General features: G+C 58.7%; 15 protein-coding genes. 7 read left to right on the top strand and 8 right to left on the bottom strand.

The genetic code is table 11. From position 1 onward, the window contains the following. Positions 1 to 39 precede the first annotated feature (39 nt). The gene (locus tag CMG77_RS01050; RefSeq protein ID WP_286903456.1) at positions 40 to 2,700 is read left to right on the top strand and encodes a nitrate/nitrite transporter; all 2,661 of its coding nucleotides are present in this window, start codon (positions 40 to 42) and stop codon (positions 2,698 to 2,700) included. Positions 2,701 to 2,741: 41 nt separating this feature from the next. Here CMG77_RS01050 and CMG77_RS01055 read toward each other — a convergent pair whose 3' ends face one another. Both CMG77_RS01055 and CMG77_RS01060 read right to left on the bottom strand, forming a co-directional pair. Next, positions 2,742 to 4,943 (bottom strand): molybdopterin cofactor-binding domain-containing protein, encoded by a 2,202-nt coding sequence (locus tag CMG77_RS01055; RefSeq protein ID WP_286903457.1) that lies wholly within the window; start codon positions 4,941 to 4,943, stop codon positions 2,742 to 2,744. After that, the gene (locus CMG77_RS01060) at positions 4,930 to 5,418 is read right to left on the bottom strand and encodes a (2Fe-2S)-binding protein (protein ID WP_286903458.1); all 489 of its coding nucleotides are present in this window, start codon (positions 5,416 to 5,418) and stop codon (positions 4,930 to 4,932) included. Before CMG77_RS01060 ends, CMG77_RS01055 begins: the two co-directional genes overlap by 14 nt. Before the next feature lie 396 nt (positions 5,419 to 5,814). Here CMG77_RS01060 and CMG77_RS01065 point away from each other — a divergent pair, with 396 nt between their 5' ends. Then, positions 5,815 to 6,456, top strand: a complete 642-nt coding sequence (locus CMG77_RS01065; protein WP_286903459.1) for a flavodoxin — start codon at positions 5,815 to 5,817, stop codon at positions 6,454 to 6,456. Between the two features lie 80 nt (positions 6,457 to 6,536). Here the strand turns inward: CMG77_RS01065 and CMG77_RS01070 are convergent, their stop codons facing one another. Continuing rightward, positions 6,537 to 7,679: a cupin domain-containing protein gene (locus tag CMG77_RS01070; RefSeq protein ID WP_286903460.1), complete on the bottom strand. Its 1,143-nt coding sequence runs from the start codon at positions 7,677 to 7,679 to the stop codon at positions 6,537 to 6,539. Between the two features lie 160 nt (positions 7,680 to 7,839). Further along, entirely contained in the window at positions 7,840 to 8,964 is a 1,125-nt protein-coding gene (locus tag CMG77_RS01075; protein WP_502691713.1) for an alpha/beta hydrolase, read from the bottom strand. 341 nt (positions 8,965 to 9,305) lie between these two features. On the opposite strand from CMG77_RS01075, the gene CMG77_RS01080 reads away from it, so the two are divergent. The 5 genes from CMG77_RS01080 (at position 9,306) to CMG77_RS01100 (ending at position 14,709) form a co-directional block, all read left to right on the top strand. Continuing rightward, the gene (locus CMG77_RS01080) at positions 9,306 to 10,208 is read left to right on the top strand and encodes a LysR family transcriptional regulator (protein WP_286903462.1); all 903 of its coding nucleotides are present in this window, start codon (positions 9,306 to 9,308) and stop codon (positions 10,206 to 10,208) included. A gap of 98 nt (positions 10,209 to 10,306) precedes the next feature. Further along, on the top strand, positions 10,307 to 10,765 hold the full coding sequence (locus CMG77_RS01085; protein WP_286903463.1) for a nuclear transport factor 2 family protein: 459 nt from the start codon (positions 10,307 to 10,309) through the stop codon (positions 10,763 to 10,765). A gap of 175 nt (positions 10,766 to 10,940) precedes the next feature. Continuing rightward, positions 10,941 to 11,915 (top strand): AraC family transcriptional regulator, encoded by a 975-nt coding sequence (locus tag CMG77_RS01090; protein ID WP_286903464.1) that lies wholly within the window; start codon positions 10,941 to 10,943, stop codon positions 11,913 to 11,915. Between the two features lie 58 nt (positions 11,916 to 11,973). Then, complete coding sequence (locus CMG77_RS01095) at positions 11,974 to 12,429, top strand: (2Fe-2S)-binding protein (RefSeq protein ID WP_024461204.1); 456 nt, start codon at positions 11,974 to 11,976, stop codon at positions 12,427 to 12,429. Positions 12,430 to 12,441: 12 nt separating this feature from the next. Beyond that, complete coding sequence (locus CMG77_RS01100) at positions 12,442 to 14,709, top strand: xanthine dehydrogenase family protein molybdopterin-binding subunit (protein ID WP_286903465.1); 2,268 nt, start codon at positions 12,442 to 12,444, stop codon at positions 14,707 to 14,709. A 15-nt stretch (positions 14,710 to 14,724) separates the two neighbouring features. Here the strand turns inward: CMG77_RS01100 and gloA are convergent, their stop codons facing one another. The 4 genes from gloA to chrA all read right to left on the bottom strand — a co-directional run bounded on the left by gloA (position 14,725) and on the right by chrA (position 18,339). Further along, positions 14,725 to 15,255, bottom strand: coding sequence for a lactoylglutathione lyase (gloA, locus tag CMG77_RS01105; RefSeq protein ID WP_286807277.1), 531 nt, complete (start codon positions 15,253 to 15,255; stop codon positions 14,725 to 14,727). 34 nt (positions 15,256 to 15,289) lie between these two features. Then, a complete protein-coding gene (locus CMG77_RS01110; RefSeq protein WP_286807278.1) occupies positions 15,290 to 15,814 on the bottom strand; it encodes a protein tyrosine phosphatase family protein in 525 nt (174 codons plus the stop codon). Between the two features lie 72 nt (positions 15,815 to 15,886). Next, entirely contained in the window at positions 15,887 to 17,002 is a 1,116-nt protein-coding gene (locus tag CMG77_RS01115; RefSeq protein ID WP_286807279.1) for a flavin monoamine oxidase family protein, read from the bottom strand. A 122-nt stretch (positions 17,003 to 17,124) separates the two neighbouring features. Continuing rightward, positions 17,125 to 18,339: a chromate efflux transporter gene (gene chrA, locus CMG77_RS01120; RefSeq protein ID WP_286807280.1), complete on the bottom strand. Its 1,215-nt coding sequence runs from the start codon at positions 18,337 to 18,339 to the stop codon at positions 17,125 to 17,127. Positions 18,340 to 18,341: the final 2 nt, after the last annotated feature.

The raw sequence follows: 18,341 nt of genomic DNA on the forward strand, positions 1-18,341 counted from the left end.
TGTCGGGTTTTTATCGGCCCGGTTCTCTGGAGACGCCTCATGCTTGATGCCAGCGCCATCGCCCCCCGCGACCAGCGGCGTGCGCTTTTTCTTTCCACCTTTGCGTTCACCCTGTGCTTTGCCGTCTGGACGATCTTTTCCATCCTCGGTATCCAGATCAAGCAAGAGCTGGGGCTGAGTGATACCCAGCTCGGTTTGTTGATGGCGACCCCGATTTTATCCGGCTCCATCAGCCGCCTGTTCCTCGGTGTACTCACCGATAGGTTCGACGGCCGCTGGGTGTTTGGCCTGTTGATGATCACCACCGGTGTGGCCGTGCTGCTGGTGAGCATGGCGCAGAATTATTATCTGCTGTTGCTGGCCGCGCTCGGTGTGGGGCTGGCCGGCGGCTCGTTTATTGTCGGGGTGGCCTACACCTCGGCCTGGTATCCAGCGGGCAAGCAGGGCACGGCGCTGGGAATTTTCGGTGCCGGTAATGTCGGCTCGGCGATCACCAACTTCGGTGCCCCCTTCCTGTTGCTCGCGCTCGGATGGCAGGTGACGGCTCAGGTGTATGCGGTGGTGATTGCCCTGATGGGGGTGGGCTTTATCCTGTTCGCCAAGGCCGATCCCGGACTGGCGAAACGTCGTGCCAACATCACCTCGCTGAGTCAGCAGTTGGCGCCCCTGGGAGACCTTCGGGTCTGGCGCTTTGCACTCTATTACTTTTTTGTGTTCGGCGCCTTTGTGGCCCTGGCGCTGTGGTTGCCCCACTATCTGATGGAAGTCTACGGGCTGGGTATCGCCGCCGCCGGTATTCTCACCGCGCTCTATACTATTCCCGCCTCGCTGTTCCGGATTCTCGGTGGTTGGATGTCCGATCGCTACGGCGCCCGTCGGGTGATGTACTGGACCCTGACCGCCTCGGTCATCTGCTGCTTTCTGCTCAGCTATCCGCCCACCGAATACCGGGTGCTGGGGGTGGATCGCACCCTGGAGTTCAGCTTTGAACTGACTCTGCCCGCCTTTGTGGTGCTNACNTTCATTCTCGGTTTCTTCATGTCGCTCGGTAAGGCNGCGGTGTTNAAACACATTCCCGTNTACTACCCGACCCACGTTGGGGTTGTGGGNGGTATCGTCGGCATGATCGGTGGCCTGGGNGGNTTCTTTCTGCCGCTGACCTTCGGCATGCTCAACGACGTGATCGGTGTCTGGCAGAGCGCNTTCATGTTGCTGTTTGTGATTTCTGGTGCGGCGNTGGCCTGGATGCACTACGCCATTCGCCTGGCGGAGCGGCACGAGTGGCGTTCCGGACAGGAAGTNACNGACCTGCCGGAATTCTCCACGCCCGATGCNTTTGTGCTGGAGGACTGGCGTCCGGAAGATAAAACCTTCTGGGAAGAGAAAGGCAAAAAAATCGCCCGACGCAATTTGTGGATCTCCATNCCCAACCTGTTTCTCGCCTTTGCGGTCTGGTCCATNTGGTCCATTCTGGTGGTGAAAATGCCCCAGCTCGGTTTCCCCTATACCTCCAATCAGCTGTTCTGGTTGGCGGCNTTGCCGGCGCTGTCCGGGGCGACNCTGCGTATTTTCTACAGCTTTATGGTGCCGATATTTGGCGGCCGCCGCTGGACNGCGATTTCCACCGCCTCGNTGCTGCTGCCNTGNCTGTGGTTGGGTTTNGCCCTNCAGAATACCGATACGTCTTATCTGGTGATGNTGATTCTGGCCTTACTGTGCGGTTTCGGTGGNGGCAACTTNGCNTCCAGNATGGCCAACATCAGNTTCTTCTTCCCGAAAGCGGAGAAGGGNGGNGCCATGGGGTTGAATGCCGGCCTGGGTAATCTCGGGGTATCCGCCATGCAGNTGATNGCNCCGCTGGCGATCGCCGCCAGTGTGNTGGGCCCGTTCGGGGGTGACCCCATGGTGATTCAGTCCGGCGCCTTGGCGGGCGAGAACCTGTGGATTCAGAATGCCGCTCTGCTCTGGGTACCGTTCATTATTGTGGCGGCGATAGCNGCCTGGTTTGGCATGAACGATATTGCTTCGGCGAAATCCTCGTTCAGTGATCAGGCGGTGATTTTCAANCGCAAGCACACCTGGCTGATGTGCTGGTTGTACCTGGGCGCCTTCGGCAGNTTCATCGGCTTTGCNGCGGGNTTCCCGCTGCTGTCCGGCATGCTNTTCAAGGATGTGGACCCGACCAAATACGCGTTTATTGGCCCCTTGCTCGGTGCCCTGGCGCGTCCGGCCGGTGGGGTGATTGCCGACAAATTGGGCGGTGCGCGCGTGACCCTCTGGACTTTCGCGGTGATGATTGCCGGTGTCGTCGGTGTGCTGCAGTTTCTGCCCGGAGAAGACAGTGCCGGTAATTTCTGGGGCTTCTTCGGGATGTTTCTGGTGCTGTTTGTCGCCTCGGGTATTCTCAATGGCTCCACGTTCCGCATGGTGCCGGTGATGTTTATGACCCTACGCCAGCGTGCGCTGGGCGACACCGAACAGGCTCAGGTGGAAGGCAACAGAGAAGCGGCGGCGGTACTCGGTTTCATCTCCGCCATCGCGGCCTACGGCGGTTTCTTTATCCCCAAAGCTTACGGTACCTCATTCGATATGACCGGCGGTGTCGCCGCGGCCCTGACCGGCTTTGTGGTGTTCTACGTGAGCTGTCTGTTCGTAACCTGGTGGTATTACGCCCGACGTGGAGCTGAGGTGCCCTGTTGATGCAATGTCTCCCCTTGTCGTGCAAGGGGAGACATTGTTTTCTAGCTGACCGTCAGGTCCGTGTTTTTGAGGGGAATATCGCGGATACGTTTGCCGGTTGCGGCGAANATGGCGTTGAGNACCGCCGGAGCGGCCACCGCGATGGTGGGCTCGCCCACGCCGCCCCAGAANCCGCCGGAGGGCATGGTGATNACTTCCACCTTGGGCATNTCCTTGAGCGTCATCACCTTGTAGGTGTTGAAGTTCTCCTGCTCAATGCGCCCGTCTTTCACCGTCGCTTCGCTNTAGAGNAGGGGCGACAAGCCGTACACGAATGAACCGGCGACCTGCGCCTCCACCTGTTGCGGGTTGATGACATGCCCCGGATCGGTGGCGGCCACGATGCGGTGCATCTTGACCTTGCCGTCGGTGACCGACACCTCCGCNGCNGCNGCCACGTAACTGCCAAAACCCTTCACCTGGGCGATGCCCCGATNGATGCCTTCCGGCGGCTTGGTGTNCCAGCCGATGCCTTCGGCGGCGGCTTCGAGCACCGCCAGGTGTTTCGGGTGNTTGGCCATCAGNTTGCGACGAAANGCCAGNGGATCCTGGCCGGCGGCGTGNGCCAGCTCNTCAATAAANCTNTCCAGNTACAGNGCATTCTGGTTNAGGTTNACNCCNCGCCAGAAGCCCGGGCGGATNTGNGGGTTGTACATGGCGTGGTCCACCAGNAGNTTCGGCACCGAATANCCNAGAGCCATATCGCCCTCGGGGTCCAGCCCCTGGTACACCACCGGATCGCCCTTGTCACTCATCGCCTGGGGCATGGCGTAGGCCATGATCGACTGGCCGGAGATGCGCATATGCAGGGCCTGGACATTGCCTTCATCGTCCANGGNNGCGCGCAGACGACANTGAGTCACNGGGTGGAANCGGCCCTGCAGCATGTCCTCTTCCCGCGTCCACATCAGTTTGATNGGNGTGTCGGGAATCTGTTTGGCGATCANGGTGGCCTGNCGTATATAGTCNGTGGCCGCGCGGCGGCCAAAGCTGCCGCCGATGCGCATGGTGTGGATTTCGCACACGTCCTGGGGNAANTCCGCCGCTTCGGCCAGGGCTTCCANGGCCGTTCCCGGCACCTGNGTCGGNCCCCACATCTCNCAGCCGTTCTTGCGCCAGCGCACGGTGGCGGCGAGCGTCTCCATCTGGGCGTGGTTCTGATAGGGATAGCTGTAGTCGGCTTCNATGACCCGCTCGGCCTTGGCCAGCGCGTCTTTGGCATCNCCNGCCTGATTGCCGATAAACGATGTNTCCGCGGTCAAACCTTCGCGCAGCTTTTTGGCGATGCTCTCGCTGGANACNTTGGCNTTTTCGCCTTCATCCCANTCGATCGGCAGGGCTTTCAAGGCTTTCTGGGCACGCCAGAAGGTATCNGCCACCACCGCNACGGTTTCATCNTCGACGCGCACCACCTGCTTGACGCCGGGCATGTTCTTGACCTTCTCAGCGTCAAAACTNTTCAGCTTACCGCCGTGCACNGGGCAGGCCTTGGGCACCGCCACCAGCATNCCGGGCATGGAGAAGTCGGCGCCGTACACCAGGGAGCCGTCGAGCTTGTCCAGGGTGTCCAGCCGNGCCTTGTCCTTACCGGCAATGCGCCAGTCTTTNGGGTCNTTGAGGCGGATGGACTCGGTTTTGGGCGGTTCGATGTCATTGGCCGCCTGNGCCACGGCGCCGAAGGTGGTGGTGCGCCCGCTGGGCTCGTGGGTAATCACCCCCTCGGAAACGGTGCACTCACTGGCGGGCACCTGCCACTGCCGGGCGGCAGCTTCAGTCAGCATCATACGGGCAGCGGCGCCGCCCTGACGCAGATACTCATGGGAGCCACGAATCGCCGTCGAGCCGGCAGTGAATTGACTCCCCCAGACATTGTCGCGCTCGCGGTTCTGGCCCGGCTTGACCAGTTCGAAGTCCACCTTGTCCCAGTCACATTCCAGATCCTCGGCCACCAACTGCGCCAGGCCGGTCAACGAGCCCTGGCCCATTTCCTGACGGGCGATGCGGATCAGCACCGTCTCATCGGGTTGAACCACCACCCAGGCGTTCACTTCCGGTGAGTCGGACTGCGCCAGGGTGGACGGGCTGAAGGGCACGGAAAAACCGAATACAAAGGCGCCGGCGGCCGCGCCACTACCCTTGAGAAAACCCCGGCGGGACAGGTTGACGCCGCCATTAGCGGGCGCTTGAGCTTCAGGCTTGTTCATTGGAACCTCCGGCCTTCTGGGTGGACGCCATGCGCTGGGCGGCGCGCTTTACGCCCTCCAGCACCCTCGGATAAGTCCCGCAGCGGCAGATGTTGGTGATCTCGCTCCGGATTTCCTCGTCCGTGGGCTCCGGGTTCTGCGCCAGCAGCGAGGCGGCGGCCATGATCATGCCCGGCTGACAGTAACCACACTGGGCCACATCAATCTCCGCCCAGGCCTCCTGCACCGGGTGAAACTGCTGCACCCCGAGGCCCTCGATGGTGGTGATCTTCTGATTCTCCCGNACCGCGCTGACCGGCAGCACACAGGAGCGCTGCGCCACGNCGTCAATATGGACGGTGCAGGCNCCNCANAGNGCNATACCGCANCCGTATTTGGTGCCGGTCAGGCCGAGCTGCTCGCGCAGCACCCACAGCAGTGGGGTATCGTCCTCGACGTCGACCTCTTTGGTCTCGCCGTTGATGGTGAGCTTCATGGTATGTCTCCGGGTGCGTGAAACGTGTTAAAAAACTAGGCACAGTATAGGAGACGTTTCACCGTCAGACCATGCGTATACCGAGCCAGTTAGAGCTTGAGTGTACCAATAGGATGGCGAAATAGTGAGATGGGCGCAACTGCATGATTAAATAGCACTTTGCGCGATGAGGGGGGGGCAAATGGACCGCTTATTCTTGTGAAGAGGTATGCTCTCCAGAAGGATTGGGCAAAAGCTGGCTCTGTATGGGCAAAACGCCGAGAGGTTTGAAACCTATAATTTGGTGCTTCGCCGAGTAAAGAGACCAGTAGCTATCGAGATCGTCAATGTGTTTAGGGCGATAGTCGTAAACCTTCAGAACCCTGTGACCAGGCATGTAACGGAAGAGGCTTTACCATGACTCAAGAGACCAGTGAAGCAATAAAAGCCGTCTTGGTGGGGCTCATACTTTTGGCGGCTTTGCTTGGCTTTGCTTCAAACGTATCGAGCGAAGATCTAGAGGTTGGGAGAGAGGTGTTGGGTGATAAAGTGCTGATTGTTTACCTGAGTCGCACGCAAAACACCAAAGCCGTTGCGGATATCATCCAAGAGGCCGTGGGTGGAGATAGTGTCGCGCTGGAGCTCGAAACCCCTTACCCGGAAGACTATGATNCGATTGTCGCTCAGGTTGATGAGGAAAATGAAACTGGTTACCTCCCTCCGCTGAAAACCGAGATCGAAAACATCGACGGATACGACACAGTATTTGTGGGATTCCCAACTTGGGATATGCAGATGCCGCCTCCAATGAAGAGCTTTCTGCATGAGAACAATTTGAGTGGTAAGCGAGTTATCCCGTTCAATACCCATGGTGGCTATGGTGTCGGAAGCGGTTTTGAGACGGTGGAGATGCTCTGTTCGGAATCTACTATTCTGGAGGGCTTCTCGGTCAAAGGTGGTCTGGAAAGNGACGGCATCTATCTCTCGATAGAGGGCGAGCGAAAGGATGAGGTTCGATCCAAGGTTCACGACTGGCTGGAACGCATTGAAATTTTGTAGCGCTTAGGGTCACCAACTCTTTCGCACCAAGGGAGACGAAAACGTCTCCCTTGGTGCGATTGATGATGCTTCGGGGGGGGCTATTGAATGCCTCGCAAAACACCCCGAGCATTACGGGCTACGTCTTTTCCGACTTCCTTCTCCAGGGTCGCCATGACTCTTTCCATCTGCTCTGAATCACCCACCAGATCCTGCGTAATGGTCAAATGGGAGTTGAGCTGAGCGTTGACATCCCCGATGGCTGAAAGCGTACCCACCACAACGAGTTCCCGTTCAAGGTAGCCTAAGTTGTCCCGGCTGAACAAATAGCCGAACAGATGGGCTTTCAGCGCATGGTCCATGGTGGGAGAGAAATTACCAAACAGCGGTTGTGACGCTTCTTCCATGGTTCGATCCGTTAAGTACTCCAGGGTTTCTGAACCAAGCTGGTAGTAATCCGTGCTATCGGGCAATTGGCTCGGCTCTTTACCTTGAACGTCTTCAATACCGTTCTCTCTGCGCTCCTCCAGTAGGCTTCTGAATGTCAGCATGCCGGTTAAGGCTCTCGGAAAGCCGGCATAGGCGTATTGATGCGCAAAGGCCTCTTTGATTTCGTTCACGGTCAAGCCACNTTCCAGGCCTTGAACGAGAGCTGGCTTGAGCTTCTCTGTATCTCCGATCGCAGAGAAGGCCGCAATGGGGATCAGGCTCAGTTGCTTTTCCGTGAGCGTCACCGGGGTGGGCGCTTCGGGTTGGTCGGGTGTCGTTGATTTGGGCTCGGGGAGCTCCACCTTCTCTAACCAGGTGACGCCTTGTCCGTCCGGGGATACCGGGCTGATGGCAATATGGGTCATTGAACGGTGCTCACTGGCACCATGCCAATGCTTGACGCCCGGCGGGCATATCACCACATCGCCTTCTTGCAGTGTCTGTATGGGCTTTCCCCACTCCTGGGTTCGGCCTTCACCGTCAGTCACAATCAGGTACTGACCGTGGGGATGGATATGCCAGTTGGTGATGGNTCCGGCCTCAAATGTCACCGTGGCGGGCGCGACGTCACCGGGGGAGGGCATAGTCGGAAAGCGTGAAAAATGGGCATCGCCTGAGAAGCGATTGGCGGGCGCTTGGTTGACCTCGTGATCCTGCCCTTTGACTATCGTTTGGCCTGGTTGCTCNTTGTTGGCCTGTGCACCAGCCGTGAATAACATCAAGATGAGTGCACCTTTCAGTTGCGTTCTGGTCATGTGGTTCTCCGTTGCATGCTTGAGCTTGGAATATGTTACGTGATGTCTATAAAAACACCTGGTTCGGCCCCTTGTCGGCAAGGTCAGCCTAGATAGGGGCCGCTGTGAGCGAAGCAGATGGTCNTTCCCAGGGTTTAACCCGGTTTACAATAGCTGCCTCCTATCTCAATGTTTTGTTGAAAAACTGGGTCAGTTTGTCAACGGCCTGGTTCACGTACTCCGGATTCCAGTAGGTTTCGATGTGGGTCGCTCCGTCAATGAGCATAAGCTCTCGGCTCTCTGCCTGGTCGGCTTCCTTGAAAGCGTCCTGGCTCATGTACAGCGAACCCGCCTCGCTTCCAGCGATCATCAGCAAGGGTTGATCAATCAGGTCCATATTGGTGGCTGCATCGAAGTTCATTAGCGCCAGAAGGCTGCTTTTAGTGTACCGGAAGGTGGAGTTGGGGTGGGCGTGAGTGTCACCGTAGTACTTAAAGCCTTCGCGGTACAGCGCAAACGGCAGAGCAGCAATTTGCTCGTCCGTGAGTTCTTGATCGGCCGCATAGAGAATTTCGCCACCNGCGGCTTCCTGGGCTCGCGCCTCGGAGGCCTCCTTCAGCCGTTGCTGGATGGTGTCAAGCTGGGAGTCGCGGTAGCCATTGCGCCTCACTCGGCCTGAATTAAACATGCTCAAGGTGGCAATCGACTGAAACCGTTTGTCCGTCTGGGCGGCCTTTAGGGCATAACCGCCCCCGCCACAGATACCGAGAAGGCCGATACGCTCAGAATCAGCACCCGCGTACTGGCTGATAAAGTCGGCCATGCCGTGAATGTCTTCAATGCGGTTGGCTGGCTTGTCCACGTGACGAGGCGTACCCTCGCTGGCGCCCTGATGGGCCGCATCCGCCGCAATAGTGATGTACCCCTGTTCAGCCAGGCGCTGGGCNTATAAACCGGCCACTTGTTCTTTTACCCCACCATTGGGGTGAGCAATCACCACTGTGGGGTACTCATTGCCAGGATCGTAGTTCGCGGGTGTATAAAGATTCGCCGAAATGTCGATGCCGTTGAGGTCATAGGTAACCGGGTTGATATTGACTTCGCCCTCGACGTTTTCGGTGATGGCACCCTCATAGACCAATGTGAAAGGGTTGTTTCTGTAATCCGCAGCGGCAGTTTCTCCCGAGATGGCGAACGTCGTTGCGAGAACGCTCGAATGAAATAATGTCCGGAGTCGTTGGCGATTGGATTTCGTCGTTGCTTGGGTGTCTTTTGGCAAGCTCTGATCTGATGAATNTGTCGTCATCGTCAATATTCCTCATAGAGACTGTTTAATCGCCCGGCTTACCGGTNTTAACCGTTTGGCTATTTCTAATCAGTGTCGCCGTGGGGCGTTTAGNGCGAGCTTCAGTGTAGGCGTCGCTGAGACTCAAGGGATGCGAGATTTTGTCGAACGTTTGCCTGATTCTCCACGCCATGAAAACGCCTGTTTTGAGCGAGCCATTGGTCGTACNTACTCTGCTCTGAGTGACTTCGTTCTTGCCTCTGGTCTCAAGCGGGACGTCCAGCGCAGGTTCCAGCTTACCGCTTGGACACTNCCATGATTAGCCTCTATAATCAGGANGGTTTGTTGAACAGAGCTCAATAATGGCCAGAAACAGTTACAGNGAGCTGCTTGCCTTTATCCATGTGGCGAGGGAGGGCAGTTTTACCCGGGCNGCGGCGCAGATGGGNATTTCGACCTCTGCGCTCAGTCANGCNATCCGNGCNCTGGAGNCNCGNNTGGAGGTNCGTCTTCTGACTCGAACCACNCGCAGNGTGTCCACCACCGAGGCGGGGGAGCGTCTGTTTGAGCGTATAGCCCCACACTTTGAGGGGATCGATANTGAGCTGGACGCCGTGCGGGATCAGCGCAGTCGGCCCGCTGGCACGGTTCGGATTACCACCGCCGAGCATGCCGCCAACACCCTGATTTGGCCCAAGCTGGCCAAGGTACTCCCCCAATANCCGGATATCACCGTCGAGGTCACAGTCAACTACGCTCGCACCGACATNGTNGCTGAGCGTTACGACGCGGGCGTTCGTCTCGGAGGAGAGCTGGCCAATGACATGATCGCCGTACGCATCGGCCCGGATGCCCGCATTGCCGTGGTGGGGTCTCCCGACTACTTCGCCCATCACCCGAAGCCCCGCTCACCCCAGGAACTGGCGGAGCACAACTGCATCAACCTGCGTCTGCCCACCCATGGAGGGCTGCTGCCCTGGGAGTTTGAGAAAGGTAAACGGGAACTGACCGTCAAGGTGACCGGCTCCTGGATATTCAATAGTGTCTCCCCCATTCTTCGAGCGGCGTTGGCCGGCCAGGGGTTGGCCTACCTGCCGGAGGATGTGGCCACCGAGCATTTGGCCGCNGGGCGGCTGATCAGAGTATTGGATGAGTGGTGTCAGCCCTACACCGGCTACCACCTTTATTACCCAAGCCGAAAGCCNGCATCAGGCGCCTTTGCGGTCGTTCTTGAGGCGTTGCGCGAGCCGGCTCCCGCNGATTGATGAATAAAATTCAATAAAGCATCCTGATTTTTGATCTTGTTTAGCGCTTCCCGCTCTCCTACTATCGAATGACTGAANCAANCGGCAGGAGAGATCTTATGACCTTACGACAATCCTTGTTTGGCCTATTGGCACTGCTTTTGGCATCACAGCTGAGTTTTGCCGATAGCTCCGTGAGCGAACGTGAGATCCGGGAAATTTCCGCCGCCAAGTGGCAGTGGATGGCGGATAAAGACGTTGAAAAGCTGGAAGCGCTTTTCCATGAGCAGTCCAAATTCGTGCATATGAGTGGCTCTTGGAAAAAAGAGCGGGAACTGGAAATTATTGAGTCCGGCAGTATCTGGTACAAAGACGCTGAGGTTCATGATGTGGCGGTGGAGGTGATCGGCGACACCGCCATCGCGTGGAACCGCATCACACTGGTAGCGGTGGTGCGTGGAAACGAGGTCTCCAACGAATTTACCGTGACTGAAGTGTATAAAAAGCTGGATGGTGATTGGCAAATGCTCGATCTCACTTTCAGTAGCGTGAGAGACACCCACGAGATTNAACANTAGTCCCGTTGAGCTTNGGCGCNTGATGNTGGTGGGCTTACCGGTANCNGAAGCATNGCGNNGGGNGCCGGTCGCCTGCAGGATCAGGCAAAAGGTTAGTGGCTATGGGCAANTGGTGGGTGTTAGCAGGGAATATACTTAGCGGATCTGTACACATTTTGGCCAGTGGGTCTNCTTTATGACTGAGCAGCANAATGTCGTTCCCTTCCAATCGGGCAAGTCGGTCGAGTCGAACAAGTCNGCCGATAAGCAANAATCAGNGCCTGCCCCGCAGGAGCTGGGTGTNCTGGCGCGCCTCATCGAACGATTCGCCCCGCACGATGGCCGCTTTGACCTGCCCGTTCCGGGGCTTCATGTCCTGCGTCAGTCCTCGCCGTCCTCCGAATTGCAGCATACGCTGAGTANGCCCGGGCTGTGNCTGGTGGCTCAGGGAACCAAGTGCGTGTACCTGGCCGACAGACGTTACGAGTACAACGAGTCCCGNATGGCGGTNTATGCGGCGGAAGTGCCGCTTGGCGTTAAATTCATTGAGGCGTCCAAGGCGGAGCCCTATCTGTGCCTGGTGGTGCATATCGATCGGAAAAAGCTCTCGGAACTGATCTTCCGGGCATACCCGAACGGCTTGCCCATGACTCGGCATAACGAAGCCATCTACCTCGATGAAGCGAACCCCGACATTGTGCGCTCGGCCATTCGCATGCTTGAGCTGATTCTCAGCCAGGACAATGCCGATCTTCTGGCTCCGTTAATGATCGACGAAATTCTTATCCGGCTGCTGCGCAGTCCGGCCGGGGCGGCCATCGCGCACATCGGCCTGTCCGACTCGCACGCCTTCAAGGTGGCCGAAGCAATCACCTGGATCAAGGAACATTTCCGGGAGCCGATCAAGATCGACCACTTGGCTGAGCTTGCCAACATGAGTTCGTCATCGTTCCACCATCACTTTAAGTCGGTAACCAAGATGACGCCCCTGCAGTTTCAGAAGACTATGAGGTTACAAGAGGCCAGACAACTCTTGCTGACCCGGGCGGTGGATATCAGTACGGCCTGTCACCGGGTAGGTTATGCCAGCGTGTCCCAGTTCAGTCGTGAATACAGCCGGATGTTCGGAAGGGCGCCGAGTAAGGATATAAGCCATTACCGGGATCACTGATTCAAACCACTCGATGTACAGTTCATTGAACTTTGCAAGACCACAAACTGGGGGTCCCATGCCTACCTATAACGTTACCGTGAACAACCAGAAGTACGAAGTCGAAGCCGATCAGGACACGCCTTTGCTGTGGGTGCTGAGAGACGAATTGAACCTTTCGGGCACCAAGTTTGGCTGCGGTATCGCCCAATGTGGCGCCTGCACCGTGCACATGAACGGCAATGCCATTCGATCCTGTTCGTTCCCGGTGTCCGCAATCGGTGATGCCAAAATTACCACCATTGAAGGGCTCTCCGAGGACGGCAGCCACCCGGTTCAGCAGGCGTGGCTGGAACACGACGTGGCCCAGTGCGGCTACTGCCAGGCGGGGCAGATCATGTCGGCGGCCGCCTTACTGGCCCGTAATGCCAGTCCGGACGACGAGGCGATTGAGGAGGCCATGTCCGGTAACTTGTGCCGATGTGGAACCTATAGCCGGATCAAGACAGCCATTAAAACGGCCGCAAAGGCGTAAGGAGGTAGGGATATGAGCACTGAAACCGAAAGCGAAGCGACTGTGTTGAAAACCTCCATCGGCCGCCGGGCCTTCCTGAAGGCCAGTGCNGCGGCTGGCGGCGGTTTGTTGATCAACTTCAGCTGGCTGAGCGGCGCGGCGGCTGCCTCGGGTGAAGCCGCGACCGATCAGGCCTTTGAACTGAATGCCTATCTTCGGATTGCGCCCTCGGGCGATATTACCGCCATGGTTCCCAACCCGGAGTTTGGTCAGAACCTGATGACCTCCATGCCCATGATTCTGGCGGAGGAGCTGGACGCCGACTGGGAAAAGGTCACGGCCAAACAGGCCGAGTTTGAACCCGAGGACTATCAGCGCCAGTTTACCGGGGGCAGTCAGTCTATCCGACTCGCCTGGCAGAGTTTACGCATGGCCGGCGCCAGCGCTCGACACATGTTGCGTCAGGCGGCGGCTAAGAAGTGGAATGTTCCGGTTGAAGAGGTATCAACTCAAAAAAGTGTTCTGTCGCACGCCGCCTCCGGAAAAACCAGCACTTACGGAGAGATGGCGTCCGAAGCGGCCATGATCCCGATGCCCAAGCAAGTACCCTTGAAAAACAAGAGTGCGTTTGAGTTGATCGGACAGTCCCGGAAAAACCTGGAAGGCCTGAAGATTGTGACCGGCCAACCGATGTTTGGCCTCGACTATCAGGCCGAAGGTATGCTGGTGGCGATGATCGAGCACCCTCCGGCCTTTGGGCAGACGGTTGACTCGGCGGATCTGGATGAGATCAAAAAAATGAAAGGCATTGTGGATGCCTTTGTCTTTGAGTCCATGCGACCGGACTACCAAAAGAACTATTTTGATACCACCGCCTTCCCCAGCCTTATCGCCATAGTCGGGCATAAAACCTGGCAGGTGATGAAGGCGAAAAAAGCCCTGTCGGCGAAGTGGAAGGCCATGCCTGCCCGGACCGAGACCATTGATCGTTTTGGTACTGCCATTGAGGTGAAGGTGCCCGGCGGTCTGGAGAGTACCGACGGTCACCGCAAGGCGATGGACAATGCGCTGGACGGCGAGCTGGAAGTGTTGCGCCGGGACGGAGACCCTAAAACGGCTTTCGAGCAAGCCGAAACGGTGATCGAGAGGACATACCGGGCACCGTTACTCGCGCACAACACACTGGAACCCATGAACTTTTTTGCCCATGTCTCCGACGACGAGGTTCATGTGGCGGGCCCGCTGCAAGCGCCGGCTTTTATCGAGGGCACTGTGGCCAGCCGGCTCAATGTGCCCACCGATAAGGTTCGCATTGAAATGACCCGCATGGGAGGCGGCTTTGGTCGTCGCGCGTACTCCCACTATCTGGTGGAAGCGGCCGTTATCTCGAAGCAGGTCAAGGCGCCCGTCAAACTGATCTATAGCCGCGAAGACGACATGACCATGGGGATCTATCGCCCCACCTATACCGTTCAGCTCAAAGCAGCGCTGGATGAAAATAACCAGTTGGTGGCTTATCAGGTTCGCGGTGTGGGGTTGACCGAGCATTGCGTGCATGAAAACCGCTTTCCCGCCGGGGCCGTGGATCACTACCTGGCGGAGGGCTTGGTGATTCCCTCCAATATCACCACCGGGGCGTTTCGTGCACCTCGCTCCAACTTCATGGCGCTGGCCGAGCAGGCGTTTCTGGATGAAGTGGCCGAGGCGGCCGGAGAAGATCCGATTGCGTTTCGTTTGAGCTTGCTGGAGCGGGCGAACAACAATCCGGTCGGCGAGAACAATGACTACGACCCGAGTCGCTATGCGGGCGTGTTGAAACTGGTGCGCGACCGGTCGGGTTGGAACTCCATGCCCTCGGACGTCAAGAAAGGCGTAGCAGCCTACTTCTGTCATAACTCCTACGCGGCTCAGGTGGTAACCGTCACCCAGGAGGGGGATAGCTTACCCAAAGTCGACCAGGTGCACAGCGCGGTGGATTGTGGCGTTGTGGTAAATCACGATGCGGCGGTCAACATGGTGGAGGGTGCAGTCATCGATGGCATCGGTAATGCCATGTACGGCGAGATGACGTTCACTGACGGTAAGCCGGATAAGCGTAATTTTGATCGCTACCGGATAATTCGCATGAACGAAATCCCCCGCCAGATTCATGTGAACTTTGTCGACAATGACATAGACCCCACCGGTCTGGGCGAACCACCGTTTCCGCCGGTCTTCCCAGCGCTGGCTAACGCCTTGTACCGGGCTACGGGAACAAGGCTGTATGACCAGCCGTTTATCAAAGCCCTGGAGAAAGGCTAGCGGGTTGGGATGGCGTCAGGAGGGCGCCATCCGCTCGGCCTGGACAATCTCGATCCAGTAGCCGTCCGGGTCCTTGATGAAGGCGATGTGCTTCATCTTGCCGTCTTCCGGGCGCTTTACATAGTTCACATCATTGGCATCGAACCAGGCGACGGCCTTTTCCAGGTTGGGCACGGAAAAACAGATGTGGCCAAAGCCCTGGGGCTGGCTGTTGCCGTCGTGGTACTCAAAGTCCGGGTCTTTCTCGGTGCCCCAGTTGTGGGTCAGCTCCAGAATGCCGCGCTCACTGAAGGTCCAGCGGGTGCGTTCTTGCGCGTCTTCGGGCAGGGGCTCGTCCGCATCGGGCTTGGCCAGGAAGTACAGGGAAAACTCCATCTCCTCAAAGTCCAGCCGGCGCAGTACGCGCATGCCGAGCACGTGGGAGTAAAAGGCCAGGGAGCGCTCAGGGTCTTTCACCCGCAGCATGGTGTGGTTAAAGCGAAAGCCGTCGGTTTCCTTCGGGGCCTCGTCGGCCACACCGGGGTATTTTTCTGTGTTAAAGCTCATGGGAATTCCACTGTTTGATGTTTAATGAATTGATTTACTGGCGGCCTGACTCGTCGAGTACCGAGCGCACCTTGCCTTCAAGTGAGCCCAGCCCGGCCGAGCGGCCCAGGGTCAGAGACTCGTCCAGAGGTTTGCCTTCAATCTGGTGCGCGGCAATGGCCAGCAGTGCGCCCACCCGGTTGCCTGAGGCGCAGTGCAGGAAGACCGGTTCATCATCCTCTTGCTGCAGCAGTTGGTGCAGTTTACGCGCATTGTCGGCGGTCACATCACCGGCGCCGGAAATGGGCAGTGAGACATACTCCATACCCAGTGCCTCGGCTTCCGCCTTGGGGTCAAAGGCGACCTTTTCTTCCGGTCCACGCAGGTTGATCACTTTGGTCACCCCGGCCGCTTTGAGGGCCGCCAGCTCGTCCCGCGACGGTTGGCCCCCGGTTACCAGGTTCTCGCTCGGTGTGTAAAAGTCATGGGCCTCGGCGGTGGCGGACAAGTCACCGGCGAGAGAATTGACGGCCCAGAGCAATAACAGGGCGGTAGTGGCACATCGGACGATGGAACTCATGGTGATTCACTCCTGCTTGAAATGAGGTAATTACGATAACACGGTCAAGGCGTCGTGGGCTTTTCGTTGTGGTTACGTCCACCCCTGAGTTTCTGACGGGATCCGCTCCACGACTCGGGTGACAGCGTCGATGGCGCCGGCCAGGTAGCCTGGAAACGGTTTTGACCACTCGCTGCCAATACCGGTCACGCGACCTCGCCAGGGGCCAGAGGGCGCTTCGATTTCCGGTGCCGCGACATGGGCGCCGCCGTCCCGTCGGTCAGCCGATGTAGCGGTGAGCGGGTCAAGCGCCCAGTCTTTAAGCAGTTCAGCTCGGGGCTCGGCCGCCTGTGGCCCAAACAACCGACCGAGCTGCGACCGGCAGTGGGCCTTTAACGTCGCCTCGGTCGCCGTCTGGCGCACCTGGGCCGGAACACCAAAGAAACCGAACAGCGCCGCCGCACCGCCCGGTACGGAGGCATCGTGAATTTCGTTCATGGGGCCGTGCAGGCTGCGAGCCTCACCCGATAGCCCCTGTTCCCGCCAGAACGGTGTGTCATACAGCGCGACGTACTTTGCGTGTGGTGCCATCCAGGTCGGCGTGAAGCGCCACTGCCGAGCCAGTGGCTCGGGCAACGGCGGATCAAAGGCGATGGTGCTTTCCGCCAGCCGCGGAGGCATGGCCAGCAGCACCCGCTGGACCTTTCGGGTGGTGACGGAATGGGCGATATCGACGCTATCAAGCTCAATATGATCATCGCGGTAGCGAAGGCTCTGGACCGTTTCTCCGGTCATTAACCGGGTTTTATCCAGCCGTCGGTGCAGGGCCTCCACCAGACTGGCCACGCCGCCCGCCAACCGCATGGAGGGCGGCGAGTTTACATAGCCATTGGTCCGAATGGGCGCAACATCGGGCGATCGCTCAATCACCATGGCGCCGGTTTCGAACTGCTCGAATACCTCCAGATCCATTGCCTGGATGAGTTGCATCAGTTGCGGCTGGAGCTCAGGCCAGAACCAGGATGGGCCCAGATCAAACCGATTGTGCGGGCCGGTCATATCGGGGAACGTGGGGGACTCGATACGACCGCCAAAGCGCGAGCGCGCTTCAATCAGCACATAGTCGGTAAGGCCCATCTGCTCCAGCCGGTAAGCCGCGTACAGGCCGCTCAAGCCGCCGCCGATGATCGCTATTGAGGCACTGTGCATAAACGAGCTCTTGTGTTTGATGGGCCAGGCTGTCGATGGGGCAGAGTTGATCCCTCATGCCTCGACGATTGCGATACGGCGAGGCGGGAGCCTGGGATCATTCGGTGCCTTTCCTTTGGGGGTCAACTGGCAAGCCCGAGTAGGGTATTGGCCACGACGATGCCCACCACCACCTTCAGCGGCGACAGCTTCCAGACTGAGAGCAACACAAAGCCCGCGGCGGCGATCAGAAAGTCCGAGGGCGTAAGTACGGCGCTGGTCCACACCGGCTGGTAGAGGGCGGCGGCCAGTATCCCAACCACGGCGGCGTTGGCGCCGGCCATAAGCGGGAAAGCGAAGCGCTTCCGGCGCAGTTGGTCCCAGAAGGGCAGTACGCCCAGCAGTAGCAGCATACCGGGAAGAAAGATCCCCAGCACCGCAATGCTGGCCCCGAGCAGGCCGCCGAGATTGGCATCCACCGCACCCAGGTAGGCCGAGAAGGTGAACAATGGGCCCGGAATCGCCTGGGCGGCGCCGTAACCCGAAAGGAAGGCATCGGCGCTGACCCAGCCGGTGTCCACTACCCGGGATTCGAGCAGGGGCAGCACCACATGGCCGCCACCAAAGACCAGGGCGCCGGAGCGATAGAAGGCTTCGAACAGCGCCAGCGCGTGGGCGGGCCAGAGCGCTACCGCCAGTGGTAGGCCCCCCAGTAGGGCGAAGAAGGCCACCAGAAAAACCCTACCGGCCCGGCGCGACAAAGGCAGCGCTATATGTCCAGCCTCGGGGCGTTGGAGGTTTCGGCACCACACCAACCCGGCGAGTGCCCCAAGGGTGATGGCGCCAATCTGTCCAAATGCGGTCGGGATGAAAACCACCGCCGCAATGCCGCCCAGGGCAATCAGCGCACGGGTCCGGTCCGGACAGAGGTTGCGTGCCATGCCCCAGACCGCGTGGGCCACCACCGCGACGGCCACCAGCTTGAGGCCGTCGATGGCACTCTGCCCCAGGGGGCCGCCAAAGGCATCGGCCAGGTAGGCGAAGCCGAACAGCAGAGCGGCGGAGGGCAGGGTAAAGGCGACCCAGGCGAGCAGGGCGCCGATAAACCCCCCGCGTATCATGCCCAGGGCAAAACCCACCTGGCTGCTGGCCGGGCCAGGGAGGAACTGGCACAGCGCGATCAGGTCGGCATAGCCCTGTTCGCTCAGCCACTGCCGGCGTTTGATGAGTTCTTCGCGGAAGTAGCCCAGGTGCGCGACGGGGCCGCCGAAGGAGGTCAGCCCGAGTTTGAGGAACGCCAGAAAGACCTCGAGAGCTGAGCCTCGCGGGTGGGTGGTGGGGGTGTTCGCCTGGGGCACTG

It is taken from the genome of Marinimicrobium sp., from assembly GCF_002695945.1.
Classification (GTDB): Bacteria; Pseudomonadota; Gammaproteobacteria; order Pseudomonadales; family Cellvibrionaceae; genus Marinimicrobium; species Marinimicrobium koreense.